We start from the raw sequence: 23,872 nt of genomic DNA on the forward strand, positions 1-23,872 counted from the left end.
AATCAAAGTCATTGCGTGTTTTGTGGTGCTGCTGCGTCCGGTGCAGGTTCCTGGGGAGGAACCGATGGCAGCGACTCTGGCGCAGTGTCCGGTGATGCCGCCGGAATCGCTTCCTCAGTGGCCGGAGCCGCTTCAGGCGTCGTCACTGGCGCCGGGCTTGAGCGGTAATCCGCACGTCGCTTGAGTTGGAACTCTCGCACCGCGCTGTTATGGGCATCGAGGTCGTCAGAGAACACATGGCTGCCGTCGCCACGAGCTACAAAATAGAGACTGCTACCTTCCACCGGGTTCAGTGCCGCATGAATCGCTTCGCGCCCGACCATCGCAATCGGCGTCGGCGGCAAGCCAGGAATCACATAGGTGTTATACGGCGTCGGCTCCTTGAGATGAGCGCGAGTCAACTTGCCGGTGTAGCGATCACCCAAACCGTAGATCACGGTGGGATCGGTCTGCAACTGCATACCAAGCGCCATCCGGCGCACGAAAACCCCGGCAATCTCACCGCGCTCTTGCGGCACACCGGTTTCTTTCTCGACCAGCGAGGCGATGATCAGCGCTTGATAGGGTTCCTTGTAAGGCGCATCGACGGAGCGCTTTTCCCACTCCTTGGCCAGCACTTCATCAAGACGATCAAAAGCCTTTTTCAGCAGTTCGGTATCAGAAACTCCGCGCACGAAGCGGTAGGTATCAGGGAAGAAACGGCCTTCCGGGAACAAGCCCTTGTGGCCAATCTTCGCCATCACGTCACTGTCGCTCAAACCATTGAGGGTCTGCTCGATCTTTTCATCTTTCGCCAAAGCGGCGCGCACCTGGTGGAAGTTCCAGCCTTCAACCAGGGTCAGGCTGTACTGCACCACATCGCCACGCTTCCACGAATCGATCAGTCCATTGACGGTCATGCCGGGTTGCATGCGGTATTCACCGGTGTGGATCGGCGTACCGGCAAGATTGAAACGCCAATAGACCCGAAGCCAGAAAGCGTCCTTGATGACGCCATCGGTTTCAAGTTCGAGGAAGGTACGGGTCGGTGTGGAGCCTTTCGGCACATCCAGCAGTTCTTCCTGCGTGATGTTCAGAGGCTGTTCCAGTGCGGAGTGAATCTTCCAGGCGCTGGCGCCCAACAACAGCCCTGCCAGAACCAGTCCGGTTTCCAGCAGCAGCAAAAGTTTACGTCTCACGAATCAGGCATCCAGTAGGGCGCGGGAAATGGTTTGCAGTTTACGGGTGAGCGGGCCAACCGGCCAGCTCAGTGCAGCGTAGGCACGTACCGGCCAGACGCCATAGACGCTGTTGCAGACAAACACTTCATCGGCCCATTGCAGTTGATCAAGGCTGATGTCGGCGATTTGAGTGGGGATGGCCAATGACTCGGCCTGAAACAATATTTCTGCGCGCATCACACCAGCGACACCGCAACGCTTCAGATCGGGCGTGACCAATACACCGTCACGCACCAGAAACAGATTGCTGAAAACACCTTCAATGACCCGACCAGCCTGATCGAGCATCAAGCCTTCGGCGTGTTCGCTGTCTTGCCATTCGGCGCGAGCGAGCACTTGTTCCAGTCGATTGAGGTGTTTGAGTCCAGCCAGCAAAGGTTGTTTGGACAATCGCGTGCTGCACGGAAACAGGCGAACGCCCTGTTCGGCATGGACGGCGGGATAAGCGGCGGGTGGGTTGCCTTGCAGAATGCGTCGGCCCGGCGCCGCGGGATCGGGCGCATAACCGCGCAAACCGTCGCCACGGGTGAGGATGAGCTTGAGCACGCCCTCGCTCATCGCTGCCGCGTAGCTCAGCAGCTCCTGGCGAATCAGTTCGATATCGGCCTCGATGGCCAGACGCGTGCAGCCATCGGCCAATCGCATCAGGTGTCGATCCAGCAATAACGGTTGGCCGCCACGCACGGCAATGGTCTCGAACAGACCATCGCCGTAAGCCAGGCCGCGATCTTTCAGCGACAGAGCGTCAGCCGGTTGACCGTCGACCCAGCTGTCCATCAGCCCGCGAACCGACGGAACGCCAAGGTGCCGTTGGTGCCGCCAAAACCGAAGGAGTTGGAGAGCACGACATCGATGTCCATGTTGCGCGCGGTGTGCGGCACAAAATCGAGATCACAGCCCTCATCAGGCTCTTCGAGGTTGATGGTCGGTGGTGCCACCTGACTGTTGATCGCCAGTACGCTGAAGATCGCCTCGACTGCGCCCGCCGCACCCAACAGGTGACCTGTCATGGACTTAGTCGAACTGACCGCCAGCTTGTAGGCGTGATCGCCAAACACCGACTTGATCGCGTTGGCTTCGGCGAGGTCGCCGGCCGAGGTCGAAGTACCGTGCGCGTTGATGTATTGCACTTGATCGGCGTTGATTTTTGCATCGCGCAGCGCATTGGTGATGCAACGAGCCGCACCGGCGCCATCGGCGGGGGGCGAAGTCATGTGGAACGCATCGCCACTGGTGCCAAAACCGATCAGCTCGGCGTAGATGGTCGCGCCGCGCGCCTTGGCGTGCTCGAGTTCTTCGAGCACCAGAGCACCGGCACCGTCGGACAACACAAAGCCGTCACGGCCCTTGTCCCACGGACGACTGGCGCGAGTTGGCTCGTCGTTGCGGGTCGACAGCGCACGGGATGCGCCGAAGCCACCCATACCCAGACCGCACGCGGCCATTTCGGCGCCGCCGGCGATCATCACGTCGGCTTCGTCGTACATGATGTTGCGCGCTGCCATGCCGATGCAGTGCGTACCAGTGGTACACGCTGTGGCGATGGCGTAGTTAGGCCCCTGTGCACCCAGATGGATGGACAGGAAACCGGAAATCATATTGATGATCGAGCCTGGCACGAAGAATGGAGAAATTCGACGCGGGCCCGTCTCATGCAGAGTACGGCTGGTTTCTTCGATGTTGGTCAGACCGCCGATCCCCGAGCCCATGGCCACGCCAATGCGTTCACGGTTGGCGTCAGTGACTTCCAGACCGGCATTGCGTACGGCTTGAAAGCCCGCCGCGAGACCGTACTGAATGAACAGATCGAGCTTGCGCGCTTCCTTGACCGACAGGTATTCCTCGACATTGAAGCCCTTCACCGAGCCGCCAAAGCGGGTGGAATAGGCAGAAAGGTCGGTGTGTTCGATCAGACCAATGCCACTGCGGCCAGCCAGAATGCCCTGCCAACTGCTCGGCACATCCGTGCCCAGTGGCGACAACATACCCATACCGGTGACTACGACGCGTCTACGCGACACAGCACTCTCCTTTTTCAAATGACGATTTTGCATCAGGCCTAAAGAAAAAACCGCACGCCATGATGGCAGTGCGGTTTTTCCATGACAGCAAGCAACGATTACAAGCTATTAAGCCTGGTGGTTAGTAACGTAATCGATTGCAGCTTGTACAGTAGTGATCTTCTCAGCTTCTTCGTCAGGGATTTCGGTCTCGAATTCCTCTTCCAGAGCCATCACCAGCTCAACGGTGTCAAGGGAGTCGGCACCCAGGTCTTCTACGAAGGAAGCGGTGTTGACCACTTCTTCTTCTTTAACACCCAGTTGCTCGGCAACGATTTTCTTGACGCGCTCTTCGATGGTGCTCATACCTTGTTTTCACTCCTAATGGACAAATTCAGGCAGCTGGCCAGTGGGTAAGTGTATAGAAAGACTTTTCAGCTTTTCAACTGAAAGCTTCACTCCTCAAACCCTGCGACCCTCTGCCTATAAATAGATTGCAGCTTTATAACGGATTTTAGACAGCTCGTATGACATTTTTTTGAAGCAATCCGTCACATTTTACTTACATGTACATCCCACCGTTCACCGGGATTGTAGCCCCAGTAACGTATGCCGCACCGTCGGATGCAAGAAAAGCGACCACAGACGCGATCTCTTGAGCTTGTCCCAGACGACCCAGCGGAATCTGCGTCTGCAAGGCTTCACGCTGTGCTTCAGGCAGCTCGCGGGTCATATCGGTGTCGATAAACCCTGGGGTTACCGAGTTGACCGTAATCGAACGCGAACCGACTTCACGCGCCATTGCACGGCTGAAACCTTCCAGACCGGCCTTGGCGGCTGCATAGTTTACTTGGCCTGCGTTGCCCATGGCACCCACCACCGAGCCAATACTGATAATTCGACCCCAACGCGCCTTGGTCATGCCGCGCAGAACGCCCTTGGACAGGCGATATAGACTGTTCAGGTTGGTATCGATCACGTCGTACCATTCATCGTCTTTCATGCGCATCATCAGGTTATCGCGGGTGATACCGGCATTATTGACCAGAATCGCCGGCGCACCGAACTGTTCCTGAATGCTCGCGATCACCTTGCTGACCGACTCGTCACTGGTCACGTTCAGTTCCAGACCGGTGCCCTGAATGCCGTGCTCTTTCAGAGTGGCGGCAATCGCCTCGGCACCCTTGGCAGAGGTCGCGGTGCCAACAACGATGGCGCCCTGACGACCCAGTTCCAGTGCGATAGCCTGGCCGATACCGCGGCTTGCACCGGTTACCAGTGCAACTTTACCTTGCAGACTCATGCAAGCTTCTCCTGATTCAGGCTTGCGCTGCGCGAGCGGCAGCGAAAGCGTCTGGGGTATTGAGGTTGGAAGTCGCAACGCCTTCGGCGCAACGTTTGTTCAGACCGGCCAGCACTTTGCCCGGACCGCATTCGACCAGATTGGTCGCGCCCTTCGCGGCCAGAGTCTGTACCGACTCGACCCAGCGAACCGGCTTGTACAGTTGTTCGAGCAGATCACGCTTGAGGGTTTCCAGATCGGCCGGCACTTGCGCGCTGACGTTCTGCACCACCGGGATCTGCGGCACCTGCCAGTCGATGGCGGCGATGGATTCGGCAAAGCGCTCGGCAGCCGGACGCATCAGTTCGCAGTGCGACGGCACGCTCACCGGCAGCGGCATGGCGCGCTTGGCGCCACGGGCCTTGCAACCTTCGATGGCACGCTCAACGGCAGCCTTGGCACCGGCAATCACGACCTGGCCAGGCGAGTTGAAGTTGACGGCACTGACGACTTCGCCTTGTGCCGCTTCGGCGCAGGCAGCCAGCACATCGGCATCTTCCAGACCGAGAATGGCAGCCATGCCGCCCTGCCCGGCCGGAACAGCTTCCTGCATCAGTTGACCACGGCGCTCGACGAGTTTCACCGCGTCAGCCAGCGTCAGACTGCCAGCAGCAACCAGGGCGCTGTATTCACCCAGGCTGTGACCGGCAACAAAGGCCGGACGCGCACCACCTTCAGCCAGCCACAGACGCCACAGGGCGATCGAGGCGGTCAGAATGGCCGGTTGGGTTTTATCGGTTTGATTGAGCAGCTCTTCCGGACCCTGCTGGGTCAGTGCCCACAGGTCATAGCCCAGAGCATCGGATGCTTCTTTGAAAGTTTCGAGGATCAGCGGATGTTGCGCGCCCAGCTCGGCCAGCATGCCGAGGGACTGCGAACCCTGTCCTGGAAAGACGAATGCGAGGGAAGCAGACATGTAACAAGCCCCTAATGATCTTGTCGTCGGAGAATGACGCCCCGCTTGGGGACGCAAGAAACTGACAGTTGGATGGCCCTTTGAACCGAGCGGTCACATTTAAGCATTGTCCGACGAAAACGCCTAAGACAACAAATCCTCCAGACGACCGTGGAGGCGCTCGGGAAGATTCTCCTGAATCTCGATCAGGGCACGGGAAATCGCACTCTGAAAGCCCTGAACCCCAGCCGAACCGTGACTTTTCACCACGATACCCTGCAAGCCGAGGAAGCTTGCGCCATTATGTCGCGCCGGCGCCAGATCAGCCTGCAACCGCTTCATCAGCGGCAACGCCAGGGCACCGACAGCGCGGGAGGCAAGATTCTTTTTGAACAGCGCCTCGATGCGCGCAGCAATCATCGTCGCCAGGCCTTCACTGGACTTGAGCAGGATATTCCCGACAAATCCATCGCAGACCACGACGTCCGCTTCGCCACGATACAACCCGTCACCTTCGACGAAACCGATGTAATTGATGCCTCGGGCAGCCTGGAGCAGAGTCGCAGCCAGCTTGACTTGCTGATTGCCTTTGATGTCCTCGGTGCCGATATTCAGCAACGCCACGCGTGGACGGGCAATACCGAGCGTCTGCGCGGCCACCGACCCCATCACCGCAAACTGCAAAAGGTGCTCTGCGCTGCAATCTACGTTGGCGCCCAGGTCGAGTAACTGGCAATAACCTTTCTGAGTGGGGATAGCAGCAACCATCGCCGGCCGGTCGATGCCGGGCAACGTCTTGAGTACAAATCGTGACAAAGCCATCAGCGCACCGGTATTGCCGGCACTGACGCAGGCCTGGGCCTTGCCATCGCGCACCAGCTCAAGGGCGACACGCATCGACGAATCGGGCTTGCCACGCAAGGCCTGAGTCGGCTTTTCGTCCATCGTGATGACCTCGGACGCCGGAAAAATCGTCAGGCGCGCGCGATCGGCAGCCGATTGGCCGTTGATCAATTCTTCAAGAAGGGAGGGTTGACCGACGAGGGTCAGGTGCAGCGAGGGCGTAGCAGACAGGCAAGCAAGGCTGGCCTGAACAATGCTGCGGGGACCGAAGTCCCCGCCCATTGCGTCAATCGCGATGACTTGAGCGGACAAGTGATTACTCGTCAGCGCCCTTGTCGATCACTTTACGGCCACGGTATACGCCTTCTGGCGATACGTGGTGACGCAGGTGAACTTCACCAGTGGTTTTTTCTACAGACAGGGTGCTAGCCTCGAGAGCGTCGTGCGAACGGCGCATGTCACGGGCAGAGCGGGATTTTTTGTTCTGCTGAACAGCCATAATTGATTAACTCCTAAACGTTTGGGTCACGCTTTAACTGCGCCAATACACTGAACGGGTTGGACCGCGTTACCTCGTCCTCGCTCGGTTCGGGCTCATCTGCTCCCGCCGGCTGCTGGCATTCTTCCGGATGATGAGCAGGCACAATGGGCAAAGCGAGCAAAAGCTCTTCCTCGACCAGTGACTGCAGATCCAATGGATCTTCGCCCAGTTCCAGCACGTCATAACCTTTCGGTAACGACTGGGTATTCGCACCCTCCTTCACTACAGCGTAACTGCATTCGCTGTGGATCGGCAGGGTGACCAGCTCAAGACAACGCTGGCAAACCATTTTGACTTCGGTGTCGATAAAGCTGTGGATTACCACAGATTTACGTTCATCTCGTTCAAAAACGAATTTCGCCTGCACCGTACCGACATTGTCGGAAAGCGGGTCGCAGAGTCTCTTCAAATCGGCCAGCAGCAGTTCACCTTGAAGGGTGGTGCCACGGTCAGCCAATTTGCGCGGGTCAACGTGAGGTGGAATCGGGTCATTCAACATAGGCGCAGCATTATAGGGATGCACCCACCCATGTCAAAGGAAATTGTGCCCTGTCCGTCACTTGCGTGCCTCCGCTAGAATCCGCACCTGCCTCAGGAGACGCGAATGCTGCCTTTATTACTCGCTTCAAGCTCGACTTATCGCCGCGAATTACTCGCCCGCCTGCACCTGCCGTTCGCCTGCAGTTCGCCAGACATCGATGAAAGTCACCGCCCCGGCGAATCGGCAATCGACCTGGTCAAACGCCTCGCCGAACAAAAAGCCCGCGCACTTGCCGACCGCCATCCCGCTCATCTGATTATCGGCTCAGACCAGGTGGCCGTCCTCGGCGCTCAGATCATCGGCAAGCCGCACACCTTCGAGAAGGCCCGCGATCAACTGTTGGCTGCCAGCGGCGCCAGCGTGACCTTCCTGACCGGCCTGGCCCTTCTCAATAGCCAGACCGGCCAATGTCAGGTCGATTGCGTGCCATTCACCGTACACATGCGCCAACTCGACATGGCTCGCATCGAGCGCTACCTGCGCATCGAACAGCCTTACGACTGCGCAGGCAGCTTCAAGGCCGAAGGCCTCGGCGTGAGCCTGTTCCAGTCCACTGAAGGCCCGGACGCCACCAGCCTGATCGGCCTGCCGCTGATTCGCCTGATCGACATGCTGCTGGTCGAGGGCGTGCAAATCCCATGACCACAAAAAACCGGCCATCAAGGCCGGTTTTTTTATGCATCGACAACTCAGCGCAACGAAGGCCCGTGGAAACCCATCCACATCGCCAACTGCTCAGCCACGCTGGCACCAAGCTTCTTCGAGAAACGGTCGAACGGTGATTCCTGAACAGTGAAATCCACCAGCTCTTTCTCGCCGATCACGTCACGCGCCACGGAACTGGCATTACCCAAGCCATCAATCAGCCCAAGCGGCAGTGCTTGCTCGCCCGACCAGACCAGCCCTGAGAATAGCTCCGGATGCTCTTTGTCCTTCAGACGGTCGCCACGGCCTTGCTTGACGCTATTGATGAACTGCTTGTGCGTAGTGTCCAGCACGCTTTGCCAGAACGCAGTTTCTTCAGGCTTCTGTGGCTGGAACGGATCAAGGAACGACTTGTGCTCGCCGGACGTGTACGTACGACGCTCGACACCCAGCTTCTCCATGGTCCCGACAAAGCCATAACCCGCCGCCGTCACACCAATGGAGCCAACCAGACTCGCTTTGTCGGCATAGATCTGATCCGCCGCGCTGGCGATGTAATACGCACCCGACGCGCCGAGATCGGAGATCACCGCATACAACTTGGTATCCGGATGCAGCGCTCGCAGGCGTTTGATCTCGTCATACACATAACCCGACTGCACCGGACTGCCGCCCGGGCTGTTGATCCGCAGGATGACACCCTTGACCTTCTTGTCTTCGAATGCAGCACGCAGGCTACCGACAATATTGTCGGCACTGGCCGGCTCCTTGTCGGCGATCACGCCGGTGACGTCGATCAGCGCGGTGTAGTTCTCGCCGCGAGTCGCGCTTTTTTCCATGTCCATCAGCGGCGTGAACAGGATCAGCGCAACAAACAGATAAACAAACGTCAGCAGCTTGAAGAAAATTCCCCAACGCCGCGAGCGCCGCTGCTCCTGCACACCTGCCAGAAGGGTCTTCTCCAACAGCTTCCAGCTTTTCTCGTCACCGCCGTCGACACTTGCCTTGGCCGGTGCTTTCCATTCGTCGGTCATGCCATCCACCCCAGCAAAAACGTATTAAGCCTGCTTCCCCAGCCAGGCATGCAATTCGGAAAAACGGTCGATCGACAGGCGCGGTTCAAATAGCTTCAACGCCTCGATCGATTGCGCGCCATAGCTGACCGCTACCGAGCCCATCCCTGCGTTGCGCGCCATTTCGAGATCGAAGGACGAATCCCCGACCATTAGCGCCTCCTCGGGACGTACGCCGCAATGGGCGAGAATCTGCTCAAGCATCAGAGGGTGCGGCTTGCTGGCAGTTTCATCGGCAGCGCGGGTGATATCGAAATAATCTTCCCAGCCGTGCGCCTTGAGTACGCGATCCAGCCCGCGACGGGCCTTACCAGTCGCGACAGCCAAGTGATAGCCATCATCGCGAAACGAGGCCATCGACTCGACAACACCTTCGAACAACGGCGAAGGTACGGCCTCCGCGGCGATGTAGTGCTCAGCGTAAAACTCACGGAATGCAATCAGCTCGGCATCGCCGATCTCGGGATACAGCGTGCGTATCGCCTCCGGCAAGCCCAAACCAATAATGCCTTTGACGGCAAAATCGTCACGCAACTGAAAACCGGAACGTTCGGACGCAACGTGCATCGCCTCGACAATCCGACCAATGGAATCAGCCAGCGTGCCGTCCCAATCAAAAATCAGCAATTTGTAATCAGGGTGCTGCACTCAGGCGCTCCACAGTTTTGGCCCACATCTCATCGACCGGGGCCTGCAAGGTCAGCTTGCCGCCATCGGGCAGGGGCACGGTCAGCATGTAAGCGTGCAGGAACAGGCGCTTGCCGCCCAGATCACGGATTTCCTTGGTGAAGTCGTCATCGCCGTACTTGCTGTCACCGGCAATGCAATGCCCGGCGTGCAAGGTATGGACGCGAATCTGGTGGGTACGCCCGGTAACAGGCTTGGCCTCGACCATAGTGGCGAAATCGCCGAAGCGGCGCAGCACCTTGAACACGGTCAGGGCTTCTTTGCCTTCATCGTTGACTTCGACCATGCGCTCGCCGGAGCGCAGATTGCTCTTGAGCAACGGCGCACTGACCTGCTTGATCGAGGTCGCCCAGTTACCGCGAACCAGCGCCATGTAGCGTTTATCGACGCCATCGCCACGCAGTTTTTCGTGCAAGTGACGCAGCATGCTGCGCTTCTTGGCGATCATCAGCAGGCCGGAGGTGTCGCGATCGAGACGGTGAACCAGTTCCAGCTCCTTGGCATCCGGACGCAACTGACGAAAGGCTTCGATTACGCCGAAATTCAAACCGCTGCCGCCGTGAACCGCAATGCCGGCGGGCTTGTTGATCACGATCAGCGCTTTGTCTTCGTAGACAATCGAGGCTTCCAGACGCTGCAAAAGGCCTTGGGCCAGAGGCACCGGCTCGTCACGCTCCGGCACGCGAACTGGCGGCACACGCACGATATCGCCGGCCTGCAGCTTGTATTCGGGCTTGATCCGACCTTTGTTCACACGCACTTCGCCTTTGCGCAAAATGCGGTAAATCAAGGTCTTGGGCACGCCTTTGAGCCGGGCGAGGAGGAAATTGTCGATTCGTTGGCCGGCATACTCCGGCGAGACTTCAAGCAGTTGAACGCCTGGAGTCGAAGGGGCAGTAGTTGTCATGGCGCGGATGATAACAATTTTTATGGAATTGAAGCACTTAATCATTGCTGCTATATTCGCGAACGCCGCCAAAAGCGGCCTGGACAGCGGCACCACGGTCAAAAACCGGCCCTGACCAACGCAATTCACCAGGACGCGAGGCCGTCCTACGGGGCTTTCGCTACGTAACGGTGGAGTTTGCAGTTGTAACAAGCGCAGGTGACATGAGGCCTGAATCACACCGCCGAGCAGAGTTTTAACTCGCCTGGCAGGCAAACATTCAAGGCCAGTTCACAAAGTGCAGTCAACTGCGAATGACCTCGAGCGAACGCTTCGGAAACACTGCCTAAATTAGCCATGATGCGTGACCTCCCCTTTCGGAGCTCACGGTAAATGCCAACCCGCTGCGGATTCTGCGCGCGGCAGCACCCGAATTATCAGGGATACGTGTAGGGTGGAGATGCACAACCGCTGGACTGTGTAGCAATAGGCTTTATCAAGACGCTTCATCTCGTCCACAGCCGCTGGTTGATTCCTCCTCCTGACTGAGTGCTTAAGTAGCCACAGCAAGCAGGACGCGTACGTCGCGGTATCGGCCCAATTGGTCGCACATCGCTGGACACGGGAATGGCCAACCACTCCCGACGCACCTGACACCGACCGTGAGAAGTCGTGTGTGCCGAACGCCGTTTCCGGCAGCCCGGAAACCGACGGTACTACATGAAAAGAATGCTGATTAACGCAACTCAACCCGAAGAGTTGCGTGTTGCACTGGTAGATGGCCAACGCCTCTACGACCTGGACATCGAATCCGGTGCACGCGAGCAGAAGAAGGCCAATATCTATAAAGGCCGCATCACTCGCATCGAACCAAGCCTTGAGGCTGCCTTTGTCGATTTCGGCTCCGAGCGCCACGGCTTCCTGCCCCTCAAAGAAATCTCCCGCGAATACTTCAAGAAAGCTCCTGAAGGCCGCGTCAACATCAAGGACGTCCTGAGCGAAGGCCAGGAAGTCATCGTTCAGGTCGAAAAAGAAGAACGTGGCAACAAGGGCGCAGCCCTGACCACCTTCATCAGCCTGGCCGGTCGCTACCTCGTACTGATGCCGAACAACCCGCGTGCCGGCGGTATCTCCCGTCGCATCGAAGGCGAAGAGCGCAACGAACTGCGTGAAGCGCTGAACGGCCTGGTTGCACCAGCCGACATGGGTCTGATCGTGCGTACTGCCGGCCTGGGCCGCAGCAGCGAAGAAATGCAGTGGGACCTCGACTACCTGCTGCAACTGTGGACCGCCATCAAAGAAGCCTCGCTGGATCGCTCCGCGCCATTCCTGATCTATCAGGAAAGCAACGTGATCATCCGCGCCATCCGTGATTACCTGCGCCAGGACATCGGCGAAGTGCTGATCGACAGCGTTGAAGCACAGGACGAAGCCCTGACGTTCATCCGCCAGGTGATGCCGCAGTACGCCAGCAAGATCAAGCTGTACGAAGACAGCGTTCCGCTGTTCAACCGCTTCCAGATCGAAAGCCAGATCGAGACCGCTTTCCAGCGCGTCGTTGAACTGCCTTCCGGCGGCTCCATCGTTATCGATCCGACCGAAGCCCTGGTGTCCATCGACATCAACTCGGCGCGCGCCACCAAAGGCAGCGACATCGAAGAAACCGCCCTGCAGACCAACCTTGAAGCCGCCGAAGAAATCGCCCGTCAGTTGCGCCTGCGCGACATCGGCGGCCTGATCGTCATCGACTTCATCGACATGACCCCTGCCAAGAACCAGCGCGCCGTGGAAGAGAAAGTCCGCGAATGCCTGGAAGCCGACCGCGCTCGCGTGCAGATCGGCCGCATCTCGCGCTTCGGCCTGCTGGAAATGTCCCGTCAGCGCCTGCGTCCATCGCTGGGCGAAAGCAGCGGCATCGTCTGCCCGCGTTGCAACGGCACCGGCATCATCCGTGACGTCGAATCGCTGTCGCTGGCGATCCTGCGCCTGATCGAAGAAGAAGCCCTGAAAGACCGCACCGCTGAAGTTCGCGCACAAGTGCCGATCCCGGTGGCCGCGTTCCTGCTCAACGAAAAACGCAACTCGATCACCAAGATCGAACTGCGCACCCGTGCCCGTATCATCATCCTGCCGAACGATCACCTCGAAACGCCGCACTTCGAAGTTCAGCGCCTGCGTGACGACAGCCCTGAAGCCGCGACCAACCAGTCCAGCTACGAAATCGCTGCTGCCGCTGCAGAAGTCGAAGAAGTCCAGCCAGCCGCTGCGACCCGCACCCTGGTTCGCCAGGAAGCCGCGGTCAAGACTGCTCCGGCACGCGCCAATGCTCCGGTTCCGACCGAAGCTGCCGCCCCTGCCGCACCAGCACCTGCTCCAGTTGCCGTACCAGAGCCTAGCCTGTTCAAAGGCTTGGTGAAGTCGCTGGTCAGCCTGTTCGCTACTAAAGAAGAGCCTGCCGCTCCGGTCGTGGTTGAAAAACCGGCTACCGAACGTCCGGCCCGCAACGAAGAGCGTCGCAACGGCCGTCAGCAGAGCCGCAACCGTAACGGTCGCCGCGATGAAGAACGCAAGCCGCGCGAAGAACGTGCTCCGCGTGAAGAGCGCGCCCCACGCGAGCCGCGTGAAGAGCGTCAGCCACGTGAAGCCCGTGAAGCCCGTGAAGTCCGCGAGCCGCGTGAAGCCCGCACTGAAGCCCCAGCCGCCCGCGAAGAACGCGCACCACGCGCCCCTCGTGAAGAACGTGCACCACGTGCTCCGCGCGAAGACCGCAAGCCACGTGGCGAGCGTGAAGAACGTGTGCGTGAACTGCGCGAGCCTCTGGACGCCGCTCCCGTTGCTGCGGCCGCTGCCGACGTGACCGCTGAAGAGCGTCCGGCCCGTCAGCCACGTGAAGAACGTGCTCCGCGTCCACCGCGTGAAGAGCGTCAACCGCGCGCCGAACAGGCCGCTGCTGCCGTCGCTGAAGAAGAAGTGATCAGCAACGAAGAGCAACTGCCGGAAGACGGTTCGGAGAACGCCGAAGGCGATCGCCCACGTCGTCGCTCCCGCGGCCAGCGTCGTCGCAGCAACCGTCGTGAGCGTCAGCGTGATGCCAACGGCAACGTGATCGAAGGTTCGGAAGAGTCCGAGTCCGGCGAAAACGCTGAAGCGCCGGACACTGCCGATCTGGCTGCCGGCCTGGTTGTAACCGCCGCTGTCGCCAGCACTGTGATCAGCGCTCCGGCCGAAGCACAGGCTCACGAGCAAGCCGAACGCGCCACCGCCGCTACTCTGGAAACCGCTCCAGTCGAAGCACCGGTTGTTGAAGCAACGACTCCGGTAGAAGTGACTGTTGCTCCGGAAGTCGAAGTAGCACCGGTTCGCGAAGCTCAGCCGCAGTTCGAAGCTTTTGCTGACGCTGCTGCTGAACCTGCAGTAGTCGCCGAAGCGCCAATCGTTGTTGCAGAGCCGGTTGTCGAAACCGTCGCTGAAACCGTGACCGAAACCGTGCGTGAAGTTCGCGAAGAGCAGACCGCATTCAACTGGGTTGCCGAGCCTGCCGCCGCTGAAACACCAGCGCCTGCATTCGAAGCGCCAGTGGTTGAAGAAGCCAAGGCTGCCGAACCTGCTCCAGCGCCAGTCGTTGAAGCACCGGTCGTCGAAGCGCCAGTGGTTGCCGAAGCACCTGCTCCGGTCGTTGAAGCGGCTCCGGTCAGCGCTCTGGCGCCAAACGGTCGCGCGCCAAACGATCCACGTGAAGTGCGTCGTCGCAAGCGTGAAGAAGAGCGTCTGGCGAAGGAAGCCGAACTGGCCGCCGCTTCTGCTCCGGTTGTTGCCGAGCCAGTGGTTGCTGAAGTGGTCGAGGCAGCGCCTGCACCGGTTGCTGAAGAAGCCGTGGTTGAATCGGTGATCGCTGAAGCACCACGCTCCGTTCAGGACGCGGTCGAGCACAACGAAGAGGCCCAGGAAAAAGAACACGAGCCTAAACCTCTCGTCTGATTCCTTAAGCCAATAAAAAGCCCCGCCTGATGATTCAGGCGGGGCTTTTTTATGCCTTTTGATCTTGCTGTTACTTGAACACCAACGCCTCAGGCACATCGATATCCCACAACACCCCTGGATCATCGACCACCACTTCCACCACCCTTCCCTGCTTGAACAAAGGCCTGGCCCCGCGATCACCGGACAACGCCAACAACTCCAAACCAAACGAATGACCAAACCCCACTGGATGCCCAAACTCGCCATCCTGCACCGGCACGCTCACCGCATCGTCAGCCATCGCCGCGACCACCCGCTCGATGCTCGACGGCAAGATAAACGGCATATCTCCCAACACGATCAACCAGCCATCCACATCCGGGCAAGCCGCCACACCCGCAGCAATACTGTCGCCCATGCCTGTCGATTCAATCGAAACCACATCACAGCCATAGGCCTGCGCCATGCGCATTGCCTGCGGTCGAGCCTCAGTGGTCACCAGCACGCGCTTGTCGAGGCTAGCCGGGAGGTTCACCAACACCTGCTCGATCACCGAGCGCACAGCGCCATCACGCCCGGTGCAATCGGCCAGCAATTTGTCCTTGTCCGCACCCGCCACTTGGCGAAAGCGACTGCCCTCGCCCGCCGCCAGCACAATCACACCGATGGATCGACTCATGCGCCCTCCAGTGACTTCTTCTGCTTCAATTCAACGCCGTTCTTGATCGCGACAATTTCCGCCAAAAGGGACAGAGCGATTTCCGCCGGCGAATGACTGCCGATATGCAAACCGATCGGCCCGTGCAACCGAGCGATGGCCTGTTCCGACAAACCTAGCTGAGCCAGATTCTCCCGACGCTTCTGACTGTTGACCCGCGAACCCAGCGCGCCGACATAAAAGGCCGGCGAATCGAGGGCGGTCAGCAAGGCCATGTCATCCAGGCGCGGATCGTGAGTCAGCGCGACAATTGCCGTGCGCTCATCGGTCTGAATGCTCAATACCGCGTCATCCGGCATCCCTGGGACGAAACGACCGTGATGCTCTTCCCAACCGTAGACGAATTCGGTGCGCGGATCGCAAATCAGCACTTCGAAATCCAGCAACCGCGCCATGTCCGCCACGTACCGCGACAGCTGCCCGGCGCCGATCAACAGCAGACGCCAGCGCGGGCCATAGATGGCACGCAAGGTCTTGCCGTCGAACGCCAGCGAATCGGACTTGCTGGCACCAGTCAAAACCACTTCACCGGTTTCAATGTCCAGTTCACGGGCAACAATTTCATGGGCTTCGCAACGCGCGAGCAGTTCGGCAACCCATGATGGATCACCGACACGCTCCTCGGTCAGACGCAGCGTACCGCCGCAAGGCAGGCCAAACCGCGCCGCCTCTTCGCGGGTAACGCCGTAGGTGATCAATTGCACCGGTGGCCCATCTGTAGCGATGCGCCCGTCGTGCAGGCGGGCGATCAAGTCATCCTCGACACACCCGCCCGACACCGAGCCGATCACCACGCCATCCTCACGCAATGCCAGCATGGCGCCGGGTGACCGAGGCGCGGTGCCCCAGGTCTGCACCACGCTGAACAGCACCACCCGCTGCCCGGCGCGGCGCCATTCGAGCACGCTGCGCAGGACGTTGAGGTCGACGCTGTCCATTACGCCTGCGCCTTATGCCAGCCCTGCAACTGATAACGCACTGGCAGGTTGCGGATGCGTTGGCCGGTGGCCGCGAAAATCGCATTGCACAGCGCCGGCGCAATCGGCGGCACACCCGGTTCACCGACACCACCCAACGGTACGTCGCCCGGTGGCGTCACCAGATGCACCGCGACTTCCTTCGGCGCCAGCGACATGCGCGCGACCTCGTACATATGGAAGTTGTCCTGCTGCACCTTGCCGTCCTTGAAGCTGATCTCACCCAGCACCGCGTTACCAAGGCCCATGACGCAGGCGCCCTCGAACTGTGAACGGATGCGCTCAGGGTTGATCTGCGGCCCGCAATCGACGGCGATGTCAGCCTTGTGCACGATCAGCGTGCCATCGTCCTTGACCTCGACTTCGATCACTGCGGCCACATAGGTGACGAAGCTGTAATGCACCGCCAGCCCCAGGCCACGCCCCTTGGGTAACTTGCGTCCCCAACCGGCAGCCTTTGCCGCGGTTTCCAGTACGGTGCGCATGCGCCCGGTGTCGATCGGATAGCGCTCTGGGGATTCGCCGTAGTTCCACTCTTCGCTCAAGGTGCGCGGGTCGATCTGTCGATCCGGGCCAAGCAATTTGACCTGGTACTTGAGCGGATCAACACCGGCCTTGTGCGCCAGTTCATCGACAAAGCTCTGGATCGCGAACCCATGGGGAATGTTCGACACCGAGCGATACCAGCCGACCCGCGTATGCACCGTGGCTTCGGGGTTTTCCAGGCGCACGTTGGGAATGGCATAGGCCATGTTGGTGAACCCCATGCCCAGTTCGAATGCCGCTTCATGGTTCATACCGGGAGCGAACAGCGCAGTGATGCTCGGCGCCACGGTGCGATGCAGCCAGCCGGACGGCATGCCGTCCTTGCCAACACCGGCCTTCAGGTATTCGGCGGACACGGTGTGGAAATACGAGTTGTGGATATCGTCCTCGCGCGTCCATTGCACCCGCACAGCTTTGCCAGGGAATTCTTTGGCGAGAATCGCGGCTTCAACGACGAAGTCCGGTTTTGATTTACGACCGAAACCACCACCCAGCAGCGTCACATTGAACGTGACGCTATCGAACGGCAGACCGAGGCGCTCAGCGATTCGTTCGCGAGTCACCTGCGGCGCCTGACTCGGCGCCCAGGCTTCGCAGACACCGTCCTTGAAACGGGCGATGGCAACCATCGGCTCCATCGGTGCCTGCGCCAGGTGCGGCAAATAATAAGAAGCTTCGAGGGTGCTGGCAGCACCGCTCAGGGCTTTATCGATATCACCGGTATTGCGCACCACTTTTCCGGGCTTCAGCGAAGCGGCTTCCAGCTCTTTGCGATAGGCAATCGAGTCGTAACTGGCGTTCGGGCCATCGTCCCACTCGATTTTCAGCGCTTCGCGGCCCTTGATGGCCGCCCAGGTGTTACTGGCGATAACTGCCACACCGCCCAATGGCTGAAACTCTGAAGGTAGCGGGCGGCTTTCGATCTGAATGACTTTAAGCACACCAGGGACTTTCAGCGCAGCGCTGTCATCGACCGATTTGACCTTGCCGCCGTAAACCGCCGGACGGGCGATGGTGGCGTACAACATGCCGTCGAAATGCACATCAGCGCCGTACACCGCACGCCCGTTGACGATGTCGTCGCCGTCGATGGCTTTGGTGCCTTCCTTGCCGATGTAGCGAAACTCCGACGGCTGCTTGAGGCGCAAGCTGTCGCGCGCCGGTACTGCCAAGGCACTGGCGGCAGCGGCAAGTTCGCCATAGCCCAGCTCGCGGCCGGACGGTTTGTGCAGGACTTTATGCAACTGTGCGTGGCACTCGCCGACCGGCACTTTCCACTGCTCAGCCGCCGCTTGCTCAAGCATGGTCCGGGCCGCCGCGCCGCAACGACGCATCGGCTCGTACCAGTGGCGCATGCTGCGCGAACCGTCAGTGTCCTGGTTGCCGAAGCGCACTTCATCGCCCGGCGCCTGCTGCACTTTGACCTTGGCCCAATCGGCTTCCAGCTCATCAGCGACGACCATGGTCAGGCTGGTACGCACGCCCTGGCCCATCTCGGAACGGTTGCACACCACGGTTACCGTGCCGTCAGCAGCGATGCTGACGTAGACCTTCGGATCATCGATCCAGCCGTTGGGCATGCCATCGGCACCAAATTTCTTCGGTTTGTCTTCGGCCAACGCATCCTGCCAGCCCCAACTTGCCGCCAGCACCAGCGCGCCGGTGGCGCTGACGCCTTTGAGAAACCCACGGCGGCTGAGGTTGCTCAGGGCGAAATCATTCGGTAGGCGACTCATGCCTTGGCCTCCTTCAGATGAGTGGAAGCCTGACGGATCGCGGTTTTGATCCGGTTGTAGGTGCCGCAGCGGCAAATGTTGCCGACCATCGCTTCTTCGATCTGCTCGTCGCTAGGGTTCGGATTGGTTTTCAGTAGCGCGGTGGCAGACATGATCTGGCCACCCTGACAGAAACCGCACTGGGCCACGGCGCTGTCGAGCCAGGCCTGCTGGACGACTTGCCCGACTGGGTCAGCATGAAGGTTGTCGATGGTGGTCACGTTCTGCCCGACCACCGAGCCGATCGGCGTGATGCAACTGCGCGCGGGCAAGCCGTCGATATGAATGGTGCAGGCGCCGCACAGGCCCATGCCGCAACCGAATTTGGTGCCGTTATAACCGGCGACATCACGAATTGCCCAGAGCAGCGGCATGTCTTCAGTGACATCGAGGGGATGGTCTTGACCGTTGAGTTTCAGGGTAATCATGGGCACGCCCGCATATTTTTGGAGGTTATGGGGTCGAGCAATCTGCCGCCGGAAACATCAGCGGTGGGTTCGCAGATCGACTCAGGCTAGTCAGGCTCTCTTGCGCCGACGAAAACGTCTGCACCGGGCCTTTGGTGGAGCAAATGGTTGGTATCGTTAGCTCGCTAAGTTAACCCAGCATTAACAAAAAAGCCCTGCACTTTTTATCAGTGCAGGGCTTTGGATGGCGCCTTGAAAGCTTAGCCTCAATAACGATTGGGCTCCATTTCCAGTTCGACATTGAAACGCTCGGAAATATCTTTCTGGATACGCTGCGCCAGATCGAGCAATTGCAGCCCGGTCGCCGCGCCGTAATTGACCAGCACCAGCGCCTGCAATTTATGCACGCCGGCATCGGCCTCACGGAAACCTTTCCAGCCTGCGCGCTCGATCAGCCAACCGGCGGCCAATTTCATCTGCCCATCCGGCTGCGCATAGGCCACCAGATCCGGGTGTTGAGCCTTGATCTGCTCAACCAGCGCCGCCGACACCAGCGGGTTCTTGAAGAAGCTGCCGGCATTGCCGAGCACCGCCGGGTCCGGGAGTTTTTCGCTGCGGATGCTGCAAATTGCGCGGCTGACGTCAGTAGGCGTCGGTTGCTCGATGCCCTGCTCGTTCAGACGCTGACGCACCGGACCGTATTCCAGATGCAAATGAGCGACGCGATTGAGCTTGAAGCGCACCCGCAGAATCAACCAACGTCCCGGCTCCTGCTTGAACAGGCTGTCGCGGTAGGCGAAGTTGCATTCCTCCAGGCTGAAATCGCGCAGCTCGCCGGTCTGGCGATCCAGCGCCGTGAGCCCGGCGAACACATCCTTGATCTCGACACCGTAGGCACCGATGTTCTGCATCGGCGCAGCGCCGACGGTGCCGGGAATCAGACTGAGGTTTTCCAAACCCGAAAAGCCCTGCGCCAAAGTGTGTTGCACAAATGGGTGCCACGGCTCGCCGGCTTCGGCTTCGATCACCACGCGGTTGCCGTCATCACTGATCACGCGAATACCGCGAGTGGCCATGCGCAGTACCAGCGCCGGGATATCAGCGGTCAGCAGCAGGTTGCTGCCACCACCGATCACCAGCAATGGCACATCGTGGGACTCGGCATACACCAAGGCTTCGCGTACATCATCATCGCTGCGGGCTTCGGCAAACAGTTGCGCGCGAACCTCCACACCAAAACTGTTGAACGGTTTCAGGGAAACCTGCGGTTGTACCAACAAACTCATAGCCGCCCCTTCACTTCGATCAACAGTTGGTCACAGGCCGCTTCGATCAGGTCCAGGACCTGCTCGAACCCCTGATCGCCGTCGTAATACGGATCCGGCACTTCATCGACCAGCCCGGCATAACGGCGCAGGAACAGATCCAGTTCGGCCTTGCCAGTGAACGGTTGCAACGCCTTGAGATTGCGCAGGTTGCTGTTGTCCATGGCCAGGATCAGATCATAACTGGCGAAGTCGGCACGGCTGACCTGCTGCGCGCGTTGCGCCGACAGGTCATAACCGCGCACTTTGGCTGCGGCCTGGCTGCGTTTGTCCGGCGGATTGCCGACGTGCCAGTCACCCGTGCCGGCGGAGGCCACTTCGACCTGATCCGCCAGCCCCGCTTCACGCAGTTTTTGGCGCAACACGCCTTCCGCTGTGGGTGACCGGCAGATGTTGCCCAGGCACACAAACAAAACGCGCATCAGGCCTCCAGCAGGCGACGAACGCGTTCGAGGTCTTCGACGGTGTCGACACCGGTTGGCGGTGCGATCAGCGCGTCGGCGACATGAATCCGCACGCCGTGCCACAGGGCACGCAGTTGCTCCAGGGATTCAGTGTTTTCCAGCCAGCAAGGGCCCCAGCTCACGAAATCCTGGAGGAAACCGGCGCGGTAGGCATAAATGCCGATGTGGCGACGGTACGGCACGCCTTCTGGCAATTGCTCGCGATTCTTGGCGAACGCATCGCGCGCCCACGGCAAGGTTGCACGGCTGAAGGTCAGCGCCAGACCATTAACGTCGCTGACAACTTTGACCACGTTCGGATTGAACAGGGTTTCCACGTCTTCGATAGGCTCGGCCAGGGTGGCCATGCGCGCTTCGGTGTGGGCGGCAAGGTTGGCGGCGACCTGATCGATCACGCTCGGCGGGATCAACGGCTCGTCGCCCTGCACGTTGACCACGATCGCGTCGGCCTCAAGGCCCAGTTTCGCCGCGACTTCGGCCAGACGATCGGTGCCGGAATTGTGATCTTCACGGGTCAGCACCACTTCGGCACCAAAGCCCTTGCAGGCCTCGACGATACGCGCATCGTCGGTCGCGACGACCACGCGGCTGGCGCTGCTTTTGCTCGCCTGTTCCCAGACGTGCTGGATCATCGGCTTGCCGGCAATCAACAGCAACGGTTTGCCCGGCAGCCGAGTGGAGGCGTACCGCGACGGGATGACAACGGTGAAGGCTGTGGTCATTTATCCAGGCGCTCGTCAGTGGTCAGGGTACGCGCTTCGGTTTCGAGCATCACCGGGATGCCGTCGCGGATCGGATATGCCAGACCGGCACCTTTACTGATCAGCTCGGTCTTGTCGGCGCTGAGCTTGAGCGGGCCTTTGCAGATAGGGCACGCGAGGATATCGAGCAATTTGGTGTCCATGAACATTCCCTGGAATAAAGAGTTAAGGCAAAAGCCGATCCGGTAACAGACGCATCAGTTGGATGTCGAACCAGGCCACAAAGGCCGGCGACGGCACCGCATCGACCGCCAGATACCACCAATCGGCAGCAGCGAAGGCACGGCACTTCACCGCGTCCTTTTCGGTCATCACCAACGGCAATGACGGCGTGAAATTCAAGGCCTGCACGCTGTACTCGGCGTGGTCGGCAAACGCATGGGGGACTGGGCGCCAGTCTAGCGCTTCGAGGGTATTGAAGAAACGTTGCGGATTGCCAATCCCGGCGACCGCATGCACGCTTTGACCGGCAGAAAAATGATCGAGCGGCTTGCGCTCGCCACTGCGCAGATTGACCAGCGCGGTGGGTTGCAGGCGGAAGGCGAACCCGTCATCGCGATCGGCCGTCGCGCCGTTGAACAGCACGCCGTCGACGCTTTGCAGACGTTCGATCGGCTCGCGCAAAGGCCCGGCGGGCAGGCAACGCTTATTGCCCAGACCACGAGCGGCGTCAATCAACACCAGTTCCAGATCCCGGCCCAGACGATAATGTTGCATACCGTCGTCGGACAGGATCAGGTCCAGCGTTTCGCTGGCGAGCAAGGCTTTGACCGCCGCACTGCGATCAGGATCAATCATCAGCGGCACGCCGGTACGCTGGACGATCAGCAATGGCTCGTCGCCTGCAATGTCAGCGCTTTGCTCCGCTTCGACCCGCCACGGCAGTTGCGGCGGTTTGGCGCCGTAGCCACGGCTGACCACGCCGACGCGCAAACCACGGCGCCGGCAATGTTCGATGAGCCAGAGGATCATTGGCGTCTTGCCGGTGCCGCCGACAGTGATATTGCCCACCACGATCAACGGCACTGGCGGCTGATAGATTTCGCCCTCGCCATCGAGAAAGCGCTGACGCTTGCCGACGACGACGCGGCGATAGAGCATTTCCAGCGGCCGCAACAGCGTCAGGGCCGGGTGCCCCTGATACCACGCGGCGAGCAAACGATCGGACAGGCTCATCAGGATTTGGGCGCCGCCTCGACCGTGGTCATGCGCAGATGGCTGAAACCGAGCTTGCCGGCCGCGTCCATGGCGGTGATCACCGATTGATGCTGAGTCTTGCCATCAGCGCTGATCGACAACGGCATATTGGTGTCACCGTTGGATTCCTTCTGCATGGCTTCCATCAAAGTCGGCAGATCGTTTTTCGCCAGAATCTTGTTGTTCACCGAAAACACGCCCTCGGCGCTGATGGCGACGTCGATCTGCTTGACCTGCTGATCTTCGGCCGGCGAACCACTGACCGCTTCGGGCAGATCGACTCGCAACTGGGTCTCGCGGGTAAACGTGGTGGTCACGACGAAAAACAGCAGCAGGATGAACACCACGTCGATCAGCGACGCGAGGTTGATGTCCACGGTTTCCCGGGGCTTGCGACGGAATTTCACGCGCGGCCCTCGGCCAGGTCGACGTCACGGTCGCCCTGCACCACTTCAACCAGTTTGATTGCTTCCTGCTCCATGCCCACCACCAACTCATCGATGCGACGCTGCAGGAAACGGTGGAAGAACACCGCTGGAATACCAACCATCAGGCCTGCCGCAGTGGTGATCAGCGCTTTGGAAATACCGCCGGCCAGCACCGAAGCATTAGTGGTCATGCCTGAACCGGTAAAAGCACTGAAAATATCGATCATGCCCAACACTGTACCCAACAGCCCCAACAACGGCGCCATGGCAGCGATGGTGCCGAGTGCATTGACGTAGCGCTCGAGCTCATGGATCACCCGGCCTGCGGCTTCTTCGATGCACTCTTTCATGATCTCACGACCATGCTTGGAGTTGGCCAGGCCCGCCGCGAGGATTTCACCCAGCGGCGAATTGGCGCGCAATTCCTTGAGTTTTTCTTTATTGAGCTGTTTGTCCTTGATCCAGACCCAGACCTGGCCCAGCAGATGCTCGGGGGTAACGCGGCTGGCGCGCAGGGTCCACAGGCGCTCGGCGACAATCGCCATGGCCGCGATGGAACTAAGAATGATCGGCAACATCATCCAGCCGCCGGATTTGACCAATTCCCACACAGTGACAGTCCCCTCGAAAAAGTGCGCCAC

25 protein-coding genes are annotated in these 23,872 nt (G+C 59.7%); 2 read left to right on the forward strand and 23 right to left on the reverse strand.

Going from position 1 to position 23,872, the window contains the following annotated elements; all coding sequences use genetic code 11:
* Positions 1-8: 8 nt before the first annotated feature.
* The 9 genes from mltG to IAI51_RS06930 all read right to left on the reverse strand — a co-directional run bounded on the left by mltG (position 9) and on the right by IAI51_RS06930 (position 7,340).
* On the reverse strand, positions 9-1,178 hold the full coding sequence (gene mltG, locus IAI51_RS06890; protein ID WP_187677791.1) for an endolytic transglycosylase MltG: 1,170 nt from the start codon (positions 1,176-1,178) through the stop codon (positions 9-11).
* 3 nt (positions 1,179-1,181) lie between these two features.
* On the reverse strand, positions 1,182-1,997 hold the full coding sequence (gene pabC / locus IAI51_RS06895; RefSeq protein ID WP_187677792.1) for an aminodeoxychorismate lyase: 816 nt from the start codon (positions 1,995-1,997) through the stop codon (positions 1,182-1,184).
* Positions 1,997-3,241: a beta-ketoacyl-ACP synthase II gene (fabF, locus tag IAI51_RS06900; RefSeq protein WP_187677793.1), complete on the reverse strand. Its 1,245-nt coding sequence runs from the start codon at positions 3,239-3,241 to the stop codon at positions 1,997-1,999. The genes pabC and fabF overlap by 1 nt, the downstream gene beginning before the upstream one ends.
* Positions 3,242-3,349: 108 nt before the next feature.
* Positions 3,350-3,586: an acyl carrier protein gene (acpP, locus tag IAI51_RS06905; protein WP_003442511.1), complete on the reverse strand. Its 237-nt coding sequence runs from the start codon at positions 3,584-3,586 to the stop codon at positions 3,350-3,352.
* 196 nt (positions 3,587-3,782) lie between these two features.
* Positions 3,783-4,523, reverse strand: coding sequence for a 3-oxoacyl-ACP reductase FabG (gene fabG, locus IAI51_RS06910; RefSeq protein ID WP_025113014.1), 741 nt, complete (start codon positions 4,521-4,523; stop codon positions 3,783-3,785).
* Positions 4,524-4,539: 16 nt separating this feature from the next.
* Positions 4,540-5,478 (reverse strand): ACP S-malonyltransferase, encoded by a 939-nt coding sequence (gene fabD / locus IAI51_RS06915; RefSeq protein ID WP_187677794.1) that lies wholly within the window; start codon positions 5,476-5,478, stop codon positions 4,540-4,542.
* 123 nt (positions 5,479-5,601) lie between these two features.
* Positions 5,602-6,612, reverse strand: coding sequence for a phosphate acyltransferase PlsX (plsX, locus tag IAI51_RS06920; RefSeq protein WP_187677795.1), 1,011 nt, complete (start codon positions 6,610-6,612; stop codon positions 5,602-5,604).
* Between the two features lie 4 nt (positions 6,613-6,616).
* Positions 6,617-6,799: a 50S ribosomal protein L32 gene (gene rpmF / locus IAI51_RS06925; RefSeq protein ID WP_003179396.1), complete on the reverse strand. Its 183-nt coding sequence runs from the start codon at positions 6,797-6,799 to the stop codon at positions 6,617-6,619.
* Between the two features lie 13 nt (positions 6,800-6,812).
* Positions 6,813-7,340 (reverse strand): YceD family protein, encoded by a 528-nt coding sequence (locus IAI51_RS06930; protein ID WP_095188591.1) that lies wholly within the window; start codon positions 7,338-7,340, stop codon positions 6,813-6,815.
* Between the two features lie 105 nt (positions 7,341-7,445).
* Between IAI51_RS06930 and IAI51_RS06935 the strand changes: the two genes are divergently transcribed.
* Positions 7,446-8,024, forward strand: coding sequence for a Maf family protein (locus IAI51_RS06935; protein ID WP_187677796.1), 579 nt, complete (start codon positions 7,446-7,448; stop codon positions 8,022-8,024).
* Between the two features lie 47 nt (positions 8,025-8,071).
* On the opposite strand, the gene sppA is transcribed toward IAI51_RS06935, so the two are convergent.
* From sppA to rluC, 3 genes are read right to left on the reverse strand one after another with little or no spacing between them, the layout of a single operon-like run.
* On the reverse strand, positions 8,072-9,061 hold the full coding sequence (sppA, locus tag IAI51_RS06940; RefSeq protein WP_187677797.1) for a signal peptide peptidase SppA: 990 nt from the start codon (positions 9,059-9,061) through the stop codon (positions 8,072-8,074).
* A gap of 24 nt (positions 9,062-9,085) precedes the next feature.
* Positions 9,086-9,748 (reverse strand): HAD-IA family hydrolase, encoded by a 663-nt coding sequence (locus tag IAI51_RS06945; RefSeq protein ID WP_187677798.1) that lies wholly within the window; start codon positions 9,746-9,748, stop codon positions 9,086-9,088.
* Positions 9,735-10,694 (reverse strand): 23S rRNA pseudouridine(955/2504/2580) synthase RluC, encoded by a 960-nt coding sequence (rluC, locus tag IAI51_RS06950; RefSeq protein ID WP_187677799.1) that lies wholly within the window; start codon positions 10,692-10,694, stop codon positions 9,735-9,737. The genes IAI51_RS06945 and rluC overlap by 14 nt, the downstream gene beginning before the upstream one ends.
* 699 nt (positions 10,695-11,393) lie before the next feature.
* Here rluC and rne point away from each other — a divergent pair.
* Positions 11,394-14,651, forward strand: a complete 3,258-nt coding sequence (gene rne / locus IAI51_RS06955; protein WP_187677800.1) for a ribonuclease E — start codon at positions 11,394-11,396, stop codon at positions 14,649-14,651.
* Between the two features lie 70 nt (positions 14,652-14,721).
* On the opposite strand, the gene IAI51_RS06960 is transcribed toward rne, so the two are convergent.
* From IAI51_RS06960 to IAI51_RS07010, 11 genes are all read right to left on the reverse strand, one after another.
* Positions 14,722-15,312 (reverse strand): nucleotidyltransferase family protein, encoded by a 591-nt coding sequence (locus tag IAI51_RS06960; protein WP_187677801.1) that lies wholly within the window; start codon positions 15,310-15,312, stop codon positions 14,722-14,724.
* Complete coding sequence (locus IAI51_RS06965) at positions 15,309-16,289, reverse strand: XdhC family protein (protein WP_187677802.1); 981 nt, start codon at positions 16,287-16,289, stop codon at positions 15,309-15,311. Before IAI51_RS06965 ends, IAI51_RS06960 begins: the two co-directional genes overlap by 4 nt.
* Positions 16,289-18,610 (reverse strand): xanthine dehydrogenase family protein molybdopterin-binding subunit, encoded by a 2,322-nt coding sequence (locus IAI51_RS06970; protein ID WP_187677803.1) that lies wholly within the window; start codon positions 18,608-18,610, stop codon positions 16,289-16,291. The genes IAI51_RS06965 and IAI51_RS06970 overlap by 1 nt, the downstream gene beginning before the upstream one ends.
* Positions 18,607-19,077 (reverse strand): (2Fe-2S)-binding protein, encoded by a 471-nt coding sequence (locus tag IAI51_RS06975; RefSeq protein WP_123466814.1) that lies wholly within the window; start codon positions 19,075-19,077, stop codon positions 18,607-18,609. Before IAI51_RS06975 ends, IAI51_RS06970 begins: the two co-directional genes overlap by 4 nt.
* Before the next feature lie 245 nt (positions 19,078-19,322).
* Positions 19,323-20,342, reverse strand: coding sequence for a UDP-N-acetylmuramate dehydrogenase (gene murB, locus IAI51_RS06980; RefSeq protein ID WP_187677804.1), 1,020 nt, complete (start codon positions 20,340-20,342; stop codon positions 19,323-19,325).
* The gene (locus IAI51_RS06985) at positions 20,339-20,803 is read right to left on the reverse strand and encodes a low molecular weight protein-tyrosine-phosphatase (protein WP_187677805.1); all 465 of its coding nucleotides are present in this window, start codon (positions 20,801-20,803) and stop codon (positions 20,339-20,341) included. The genes murB and IAI51_RS06985 overlap by 4 nt, the downstream gene beginning before the upstream one ends.
* Positions 20,803-21,567 (reverse strand): 3-deoxy-manno-octulosonate cytidylyltransferase, encoded by a 765-nt coding sequence (kdsB, locus tag IAI51_RS06990; RefSeq protein WP_187677806.1) that lies wholly within the window; start codon positions 21,565-21,567, stop codon positions 20,803-20,805. Before kdsB ends, IAI51_RS06985 begins: the two co-directional genes overlap by 1 nt.
* Positions 21,564-21,749, reverse strand: coding sequence for a Trm112 family protein (locus IAI51_RS06995; RefSeq protein WP_187677807.1), 186 nt, complete (start codon positions 21,747-21,749; stop codon positions 21,564-21,566). Before IAI51_RS06995 ends, kdsB begins: the two co-directional genes overlap by 4 nt.
* Positions 21,750-21,771: 22 nt before the next feature.
* Positions 21,772-22,782, reverse strand: coding sequence for a tetraacyldisaccharide 4'-kinase (lpxK, locus tag IAI51_RS07000; protein WP_187677808.1), 1,011 nt, complete (start codon positions 22,780-22,782; stop codon positions 21,772-21,774).
* The gene (locus IAI51_RS07005; protein WP_187677809.1) at positions 22,782-23,210 is read right to left on the reverse strand and encodes an ExbD/TolR family protein; all 429 of its coding nucleotides are present in this window, start codon (positions 23,208-23,210) and stop codon (positions 22,782-22,784) included. The genes lpxK and IAI51_RS07005 overlap by 1 nt, the downstream gene beginning before the upstream one ends.
* Positions 23,207-23,842, reverse strand: a complete 636-nt coding sequence (locus IAI51_RS07010; protein ID WP_167394894.1) for a MotA/TolQ/ExbB proton channel family protein — start codon at positions 23,840-23,842, stop codon at positions 23,207-23,209. The genes IAI51_RS07005 and IAI51_RS07010 overlap by 4 nt, the downstream gene beginning before the upstream one ends.
* Positions 23,843-23,872 lie beyond the last annotated feature (30 nt).

The sequence above is a fragment of the Pseudomonas sp. N40(2020) genome (assembly GCF_014472415.1).
Taxonomy (GTDB): domain Bacteria; phylum Pseudomonadota; class Gammaproteobacteria; order Pseudomonadales; family Pseudomonadaceae; genus Aquipseudomonas.